Raw genomic sequence first — 8867 nt, forward strand, 5'->3', positions numbered from 1 at the left:
GGAATTGAGGGGGCGGCAGCGGCTCAGGCATCGAGTGTTATTGGATAGTGTGGATGGCTAGATTGCCAGACACACAAAACGCCCCCGTTTGGCGCACGCTTTGATATGGAACTGGATGCGCGACTGACTCTACTGCTCTGCATTGGCTGATGACAGAACGAGCGTCTAGCAAACCTGCCAGAAAGTGAAGTAATTAGAAGCTAACCAACGAGGCTAGAACGCCGAGTAGCGCACAGCCAAACAGCACCTTGAGCATGCTAACCTTGAAATAAAAGATGGCTACCATGGCTCCGGCTGCGAGCAACAAGGCAAACAGATCTAAAGACGCTAGGTTTGGGATCAACAGGCGCGCGCCCATCAAATGCCGCTCCTCTACCTCAGCGAAGATGACGTGGAGCCCGAACCAGATGGCTAGATTGAGGATAACGCCAACCACCGCAGCGGTGATGGCGGAAAGAGCAGCGCTCAGGGCGCGATTGTCACGCAGGCGCTCAACATAGGGAGCCCCCAAGAAAATCCAAAGAAAGCAAGGAACGAAGGTTACCCAGGTAGTGAGCACCGCTGCCAGGGTCGCCGCCAGCATGGGATCAAGTCCCGTAGCATCCCGATAGGCACCCATGAACCCGACGAACTGGACTACCTGAATGAGTGGACCTGGGGTGGTCTCGGCCATACCCAGGCCGTCAAGCATCTCCCCCGGCGCGAGCCAACCATAGTTCTGCACCGCTTCTTGGGTGACATAGCCAAGCACCGCATAGGCGCCACCAAAGGTAACGACCGCCATTTTACTGAAGAAGATAGCGATCTGGCTAAAGACATTCTCACTACCCAACATGACAAACAACACCACCACCGGCGTCAGCCACAGTAGCAACAAGGTCGCCGACATTCGTAGTGACCAACTGGAGTTGGGGCGCGCGTGGGCCGGTAGTCCTTCACCAAGCAGAGAATCTCTATCACTTAGGCCCTGATCATTCCCATCGCCATGACCACCTCCCACCTGAAAGGCCGCCATTCCACTTTTACTCCCCCAGTAACCCAGTAAGGCCGCACCCAGGATGATTATCGGGAAGGCCACATCAAAAAAGAAGATGGCCGCAAAAGCGATTGCCGCGAGACCCAGCATAGTGCGATTTTGGAGCGCCCGCTTTCCTATCCGCGCTACAGCATTAAGCACCACCGCCAATACGGCGGCCTTCAGGCCGAAAAAGAGCCCCTCTACCAAGCCCACATTCCCCAGTGCCGCATAAAGGTAACTCAACGCGAGAATGGCGATAAAGCCAGGCAGAACAAAAAGTGTACCGGCCACCACACCGCCTTTGGTACGGTGCATTAACCAGCCAAGATAGATGGCCAGCTGTTGAGCCTCCGGCCCCGGAAGCATCATGCAGTAGTTGAGAGCATGCAGAAAGCGCCGCTCACCTATCCATTTTTTTTCTTCGACCAAGATGCGATGCATCACGGCGATTTGTCCAGCGGGGCCGCCGAAGCTAAGCATGGCTATACGCAGCCAAACCATCACGGCCTCTCGGAACGGTATTTGGTGAGAAGGCTCATTGACAGGCGGCATAGCACACTCTCTAAAGAAGTCAGGGAAAGTATTTTGTAGAATGTATAACATGAATGTTATACATACAACGGCTTAAAATATCATGGCAGAAAACACACATCGCTGGCTGGTACTGATCATCAGCCTCAGCGGGCGGGCGGGCACACCCCGCATGAGGATCTGGCGGGCACTGCGCAGCATGGGCGCAGCGGTAATGCGTGATGGTGTCTATCTATTACCGGAAAGCCCATCTCGCAAAGAAGCGCTGCAGCAACAGGCTGACGCCATTCTGGAACTGGGGGGAAAAGCCCTTCTGCTTGAAGTGGACGAATCTGCCATGGCCACTACCGAACGGCTACCCCCTCTATTTGATCGAACTGCAGATTTCCAGGATTTGCTTGGGGCAGTTGCCGAATGGAAAAAAGCATGTCCCAGCCTAGAGGAGCGTGAAGCGCAACGCCGATTAATTCAGCTGCAGCGGCGTTTTCAGACCATCATAGAAATCGATTTTTTCCCAGGGCCAGGAAGAGAGCGAGCCATCGCCGCCCTGGCAGAGGCTGAGGCGGTCTACAACCGCTGCTTCGTACCCGATGAGCCCCAAGCTATCCAAGCCGACATTCCCCAGCGAGACCGAAGTGAATTTCGCGGGAGAGTGTGGGCCACACGCCGCCGACTTTGGGTGGATCGTGTAGCATCAGCCTGGCTGATCCAGCGCTTCATCGACCCTGAGGCGCGCTTCCTGTGGTTAGAAAGCCCAGGACAGTGTCCACCGGAGGCGTTGGGGTTCGATTTCGATAGCGCAACGTTTACCCATGTCGACGAAAAGGTCACGTTTGAGGTGCTGCTGGTAAGTTTCGGCTTGGATGGTGACCCAGCGTTGTCCAGGGTAGCCGAGCTAGTTCACTACCTGGATATAGGCGGGCTACCGGTGCCTGAAGCGGTCGGCGTACAACTCATGTTGGCCGGAGCTAGGGAGCGTTGTGAGAACGATGATGTACTGCTTGAGCATATCAGCGTACTGCTTGACGATCTCTACCACGCCTATCAGGTGGGTAATTCAGTAGATCAATAATAGAGGACACCCAACAGCTGGGCTCTGTTTGATTATGCAGGACAACCCCATAGAGGCGAGCGCGTATCGGTCAAAGCCCCCCCCCTATTTCAGCCAAACGGTAGATACTATTAAGTGGGGATTGGTGGAATAAAAAAACACCAGCCAGGAATTAGGCGCCGCCCTTTAGTGCTGTTTTTTTAAGGGCGCATGTTAGGGCTGGGTCTTCTCCATCAAATACTCCGCCACCGCCTGATAGGCAGGTAGCGACGCTGGGTCGATAGATAGAAACCTATGACGACGTCTCAAGGTATAGACCTAGAAATGCCGTTTGTACTTACTTCACACATGACTCACAACATTAGGGTCAGCGTTAAGCTGACCCCAACCCACCTCACCGGCTAATCATTTAACGGTTAGCGAGCATTTTCCTGATTTCGTCATTCAACTCTTTAAATACATTCCGTGGGCTGACTTCGTCAAGCATTTCAACGATTCGCTGGGTTTGCGCCACCGTCAAATCACGGTTGCCGGTGATGCTTTCAAGTTTCACTTTCACCACGTGATCGCGAATATCATCGACTGACGCGTGGTTGGCAACCATGTCGGTGACGGTCTTGCTCGACTTGGCGAACTGAATAAAGTCCTTATTAATCAGGTCGTAGGATAGCTCGCCTTTACGGTTAGTGTAGGCCTTCACTATCGCTTCATACTCAGCGCTGTCTACCGTTGCTAGCTCCTCAGCGGTCTCTTCCTGGGCACTGGCATCCTCTTTTTCAGCACTGAGTTTGACTTTCCCGCGCCGCGAATAGGGCATGCCGGAAGTAAGCTCCATAACCTCCTTAAAGGCCTCAAGGGGGAACAGTTTCAGATCAGTATTATGTGAAGGATCGGGTTCTCCCGACTTGCGGTTGATGGTGGCGATGCCTGGCTGGTCAGTGTCGTAGCGCATGATAACAATGCCAGAGTGGCCGCCGCGAAGCTTCTGACGGTAAGCAGCGGCTTCGATGGTAGATAGCTCAACCATTATGGTTCTGATCATAAAAATGTCCTTATTTGTTGAGATGAGTACCAAACATTGGCATATACAACGCTAAGCGCACCGAAACAGTCAGCATCAGATACGCATAGCACCCTTTAACCGTAGCAGAGTTCTAGATGGAGCGCGGAATTGGCCGCCATTTTCATCAATATCAACGGTCTCGGCGAAGATGATTTGGCACAGATCGACGCCGCTTACGCGCCACCAGCACGTAAACAGGGTTTAATGATGGTGTGACCAAGCTTGAACCTTTCGAAGGTGGTGGTAAACCAGCCTACAAAGGTAGGCTCGCGAGTTAACGCCGGCCGTCACCGGTGACAAAGCCGGAGCGAAGCGGAGGTTTTGGCATCCGGTGCACGGCTTGGTTATGCAGCATGTAGCGGCTTGATTCGATCCACTTCTTCCTTGACCGACTGAGCGGCAGTCCAAAGATCAACAGATCGCTGTGCGTTCAGCCAGAATTCCGGCGAGTTACCAAACAAACGCGCAAGCCTGAGCGCCATTTCAGGGCTGACAGCACGACGTTCGCGCAATAATTCATTAACTGACTGACGAGAGACACCCAGAGATTTGGCCAACCCCGAAACCGTCAGGCCATAGTCCGGAAGAAAATCTTCCCTCAGCATTTCGCCAGGATGAGTGGGTTTGCGCTGCATACCGGTCGTATTAAGAATAGCCATATCATCACCTCACTCAGTGGTAGTCACACACTTCGACTTCATACGCATCGCCACCTTCAAAACGAAAACAGATACGCCACTGATCATTGATTGAAATTGCGTGCTGCCCCTGCCTGTTTCCCGACAGTGGGTGAAGGCGATTGCCGGGCGGCACTTTCAAATCCTCAAGCTGTACGGCCAGATCCACGTATTCAAGTTTTCTAGCAGCTCTCGGTGCGACAACCGCAGGAAATTTCTTTGACTTGCCCTTGGAGTAGAGTTCTTGGGTTCGTTTGTCAGCGAAGGATTTGATCATGGGGATAAGCGTAATCCGTCACGTGACACTTGTCAATGCGACATAGAAGTGACTGCATAATACAGAGCGTTGCGGCAATTTTGGAGCCGCGAGGCGGTGGAAAAACGGTCCGGCAACAGCGGCCAGTTATGCATTATTCGTAGTAGCTCCATAGCCTGAGGACTTTCACTACTTGCTCGTCTTCTAGCACTTGGTAGACCAAACGATGCTGAATATTGATGCGGCGTGAATAGGCGCCCGCAAGATCACCTACGAGCTTCTCAAACGGGGGCGGCTTGCGGTACGGATCTTCTGCAATTAGGGCCCACAACTCTTGGGCTTTTGGCTTGAGGCCGCTTGAAGCCAGCTTCTTTGCGTCCTTCTGGGCTTGTTTGGTGTAAAGCAACATCCATGTCACCAGTCCAGCTCCTCATCGCACTCATCCACGGAGGTATCCATTCCCTCACGAATAGACTCCCGCATACCCGGTACGGAGAGCAGGTAAAGCGTTTCCTGAATGGCGGACCAGTCTTCCTCGGAAACCAAGACGGCTTTGTTCCGCTTACCCATGATGACGATGGGTTGGTGGGACTCGGCGGTCTCGTCAATCAACCGATAAAGGTTGCTCCGCGCCTCCGTTGCTGTGATTCCGGTCATGACGTACCTCTTGCGTGTTTAATATTTTATCATTGTACGCCCTTTGGTACGTACGTCAAAACGAACGTTATGAATAACGCCTAAATCAGGTGCGCCGTAGGTGTCACCTGGATTTTCTTGTTACACGTCGTATTCTCATTGTTTATGGTGCTTATAAAGACTCTCAGAAACGAAAAAAATATTCCTTTTAGCTCGAGTGCATGCAACGTAAAATTTATTCTTTGTTTGCGGAGCTAATTCATGCAATTTACTTTTTTTATAATGCTGCAATGTTGTAGCATTTAGAACGATACATACATCTAAAAAGCAATCAAGCCCTTTAGTTGCCCCCCAGTTCTCTGTGAATCCATTGTATCGCTTACTATCCCTAAAGAATAATTTCACGATATTTTCATCGTAATAGATTTTTTCAGCTAAAGTCGTAGACTGTACAAACTGAATTATTGTTTCATCATCCCTATGGGATTCAATTTGTATTCCTGTATTTTGATAGACAAAACTACAAGTGGTTGGACTGCAACGATAGCTATGCGATAGTAAATCTGTATCTAATGTATATCCAGCTTGAGTCAGCTTTCTTGTATAAGTATCAATATTTTTATGGATGTTTGAATTGACGTTCCCATCTCGGCTGGTGTCGAAAGTGTGTTGGAAAAAATCACCAACCAAAAGCAAACTTTCGATTTTTGGGGAAAGTTTACATATAAAATTGAAATCGTGTCCGCCAAAATCCTGAACTTCATCAAAACATACTAAATCAAAATATTTTTCTACCCGTTCTGAAACCTCTTTCATCATGTTGCACTGATCAAGTAGCTTAGCAATTCTGTTGTGGTAGAGCCTGCCACGGCTATCTAAATAAAATTTAGGATTGCTTCTATTTAACTTGAGCGTGAATGCAGGCGGAATGTCCCAATTTATTCCTTTTGAGTTGATTTTATTGCCTAGCAATGGTTTAAAGCAAAATGAATAAATAAAATTGAAGTAGGTTTTTACTCTTACACCTAAGGGGATGAAGCCAACCTTGTCAATTATTCTTGACTTTATGTTTTTATAGTTATTTTCTGTATAGGTTACTATTAACGCACGAGAATCTTCACTAATATTGTCGATTATATGACTGGTTTTTCCTGATCCAGCAACGGCTAAAACTACTCGTTTATCCATTCTATAGCTCGAGATAAGTAAGTTGGTGAGATTAGTTCGCCTGCTTTTTTATCTAGCAATTCAAAAGAACAATCCGCTTTGTTTTTTAGCATAAATTCTAAAGCAGTGAGAGTTCTTCTTCCTGGAAGGAAAAGCTCATCACAAATACCTTTGTTATCTTGGTAAAAACAAATCTCAAAAGTGCTTTTATCGTTATCTTCGTCATAAAATACGCTTATATTATCATTTAAATAATCATTGTAGTTTTGGGCACAATTATTTTCATAGTCACCATCATTATCCCTGACGACTGCAACACGAATATTCAAAAGTTTTGCTAAATCAAGATAGCGCTTAAAGCTTGTTCCGCCAACAGAAATTATATGAACGTCATCATCTTCTAAATTTCTTGCTGTGACTGACTCATATAACGCACCAATTAGAATGTATTCTGCATCGCCTTCAACCAGAATAACTTTTGAAGACAATATAAATTCAAGAATGTTGTTATCTGGTGCCTTCATAAAAAATTTGGCAGTATCTTCAGGTAAAGCCTCAAGGGTTATAGGGCTTGCACTATTGCTATTGAGTAAGATTGTGTTTCTTAAATCAAGTCTTGTGCTAATCAAACTGTTGTGAGTTGCAATAAATATTTGTTTTGCTGCTGAATTTGAAATCCTATTTATCAGTTTTTTCATATTTGTATGGCTCAAATGGTTTTCTGGCTCTTCAAGCAAAAGTGTATCTATGCTTTGTCCATCACCATTTCTAGTAAGTGCGAATTCTGTTTTTATGAAACACTGCCGTCCTTTTCCTCTATTCTCAAGAGCGATGTCATCTTCAGTGATTGTTAGATCTGCTTCAAGATTTGATTTACTCCCTGTTCTTACCGAGAACTGATATTTATCGATATCTTTATTTATTCTCTCCAAAGTCTCTTCAACAAATTTCTTCTTTTGAAGCCTATACTCATTTCTCAGTGTAATTCTCTGGTTTTGCTCTGCAAGAGATTCATAAACAGTTTTTATATATTCTCTTGTTGCATATTCACTATTAATCTGCGAGCTATCAATTGACAAATGCCTTAAAAATTTTCGATAACCTGAGTATGCTTCACCAGAAAATGTACTGAATTTCACACTGTAGTATTCGAATGGAAAGTTGCTTTCATCCTGAGCAAGCACATCACGAATCTCACTACCTAATTCTTCGATAGGTTCACAAACTAATTTAAGGCCATCTGAATTTTCGTTATCAGTATTATTTCTTCCATTCAAATCAGGATTATCTTGCTCATTGAGAAATATCTCTACATGGAGTATTGGTAAGTCACTTTCCTTTTTATCACCAGATAGAAACTCTTTGACTGCATCTGTATTGAAGATACTTTCTAATCCAATAGACTCAACTTTATTTTTACTACCGCCAAGCACTAATTCTATAGCAGTTAGAATTGTACTTTTACCTGCTTCGTTATCACCTATTAATATATTTTTTTCTTCATGGAAATTGATTTCACTATCTCTGAACTTTTTGAAGTTTTTTAGTTTTATCTTTTTAATTTGTTTCATCAAATACTACCTATGAATGCTAGAGATGTGATGAATGATGTATGTTTAGACGTGTAACACATTGCTAATGGGCTGCCACAGCGCAGCGAAGGCAGTCCCGTGGAGGCCATGCTTTTTATGGCCGGAACGAAATTAAGTAACTTGTTAGGCATTTTTGGGTACGTAACTACGCAGAAAAAGCCGTTAACCCTTTTACTTACGCCGTAAACAGTTGGAATAATGATTAAGCAATCTACTACAAAAAGAGTGGCTAATGCTATTAGCAATGCATCTGATGAAAAGTACAGAATTAAGAAACTCGCCGAAATCCAGATCAGTGTCAGCAATAAAGAATATATAAAAATTTTTGGTGAATCTTGATTCATAGCCCTCTCGATGAAAGAGTTAGGAGCAGGCATTGCGGTTGCTATTGAGTCTCGAGCCATAAAATCGCTTCATCTTCAGTGGCGAACGATCTAAACTGCCGGCCTCTGCGTGCCTCGCCAACATACTCGCGAAAGCTCTCGCTAAAAACTTCGACTTCGCCAAAGACCCCGGCTATGTAGAAGCGGTAGTTAACTAACTTCTGGATGAACTCACCAGCAAAGCACGTTTGAAGTTCGAAGAACTCGGGTGGCAACTGCTCCGCGCGCAAAAGAATTTTATTGGAGTTGTACCCATAGCCTGAAGACACGAAGTCCAGTGCGTCTTGCAGAGAGGAGACTGCGCCAATTGGTTCGAGGATGGCGGTTTTTGTGTCTGAAAGTAAGCGAGTTTTCATAGTGGTTCTCTGGCACCTAACGAGGCTGTAGAAAAACCCGATTTCGAGCCGTTTCCACCGCCTATTGTCCTTATTCATTTACCCAGCCGGTCATCTGGCTGAGTAATCTTAATATCGGCATTTAGCCACTTGAGCGC

10 protein-coding genes are annotated in these 8867 nt (G+C 46.6%); 1 reads left to right on the forward strand and 9 read right to left on the reverse strand.

Annotated elements, in window-relative coordinates:
• Positions 1–193 precede the first annotated feature (193 nt).
• Positions 194–1570: a chromate efflux transporter gene (gene chrA / locus HZS79_RS08110; protein ID WP_179927539.1), complete on the reverse strand. Its 1377-nt coding sequence runs from the start codon at positions 1568–1570 to the stop codon at positions 194–196.
• An 82-nt stretch (positions 1571–1652) separates the two neighbouring features.
• Between chrA and HZS79_RS08115 the strand changes: the two genes are divergently transcribed.
• Entirely contained in the window at positions 1653–2621 is a 969-nt protein-coding gene (locus tag HZS79_RS08115; RefSeq protein WP_246311430.1) for a chromate resistance protein ChrB domain-containing protein, read from the forward strand.
• A 388-nt stretch (positions 2622–3009) separates the two neighbouring features.
• Here the strand turns inward: HZS79_RS08115 and HZS79_RS08120 are convergent, their stop codons facing one another.
• From HZS79_RS08120 to HZS79_RS08155, 8 genes are all read right to left on the reverse strand, one after another.
• Entirely contained in the window at positions 3010–3642 is a 633-nt protein-coding gene (locus tag HZS79_RS08120) for a hypothetical protein (protein ID WP_179927540.1), read from the reverse strand.
• A 365-nt stretch (positions 3643–4007) separates the two neighbouring features.
• Positions 4008–4322, reverse strand: coding sequence for a HigA family addiction module antitoxin (locus HZS79_RS08125; RefSeq protein WP_068744624.1), 315 nt, complete (start codon positions 4320–4322; stop codon positions 4008–4010).
• 13 nt (positions 4323–4335) lie between these two features.
• Complete coding sequence (locus tag HZS79_RS08130; RefSeq protein ID WP_179927541.1) at positions 4336–4617, reverse strand: type II toxin-antitoxin system RelE/ParE family toxin; 282 nt, start codon at positions 4615–4617, stop codon at positions 4336–4338.
• Between the two features lie 133 nt (positions 4618–4750).
• Positions 4751–5014, reverse strand: a complete 264-nt coding sequence (locus tag HZS79_RS08135; protein ID WP_179927542.1) for a Txe/YoeB family addiction module toxin — start codon at positions 5012–5014, stop codon at positions 4751–4753.
• Positions 5011–5253 (reverse strand): type II toxin-antitoxin system Phd/YefM family antitoxin, encoded by a 243-nt coding sequence (locus HZS79_RS08140; protein WP_009722422.1) that lies wholly within the window; start codon positions 5251–5253, stop codon positions 5011–5013. Before HZS79_RS08140 ends, HZS79_RS08135 begins: the two co-directional genes overlap by 4 nt.
• A gap of 135 nt (positions 5254–5388) precedes the next feature.
• Complete coding sequence (locus HZS79_RS08145) at positions 5389–6420, reverse strand: DEAD/DEAH box helicase family protein (RefSeq protein WP_179927543.1); 1032 nt, start codon at positions 6418–6420, stop codon at positions 5389–5391.
• The gene (locus HZS79_RS08150; RefSeq protein WP_179927544.1) at positions 6405–7970 is read right to left on the reverse strand and encodes an ATP-dependent nuclease; all 1566 of its coding nucleotides are present in this window, start codon (positions 7968–7970) and stop codon (positions 6405–6407) included. The genes HZS79_RS08145 and HZS79_RS08150 overlap by 16 nt, the downstream gene beginning before the upstream one ends.
• Before the next feature lie 406 nt (positions 7971–8376).
• Entirely contained in the window at positions 8377–8730 is a 354-nt protein-coding gene (locus HZS79_RS08155; RefSeq protein ID WP_179927545.1) for a DUF4180 domain-containing protein, read from the reverse strand.
• Positions 8731–8867: the final 137 nt, after the last annotated feature.

The sequence above is a fragment of the Vreelandella zhaodongensis genome (assembly GCF_013415115.1).
GTDB classification, from domain to species: Bacteria; Pseudomonadota; Gammaproteobacteria; order Pseudomonadales; family Halomonadaceae; genus Vreelandella; species Vreelandella zhaodongensis.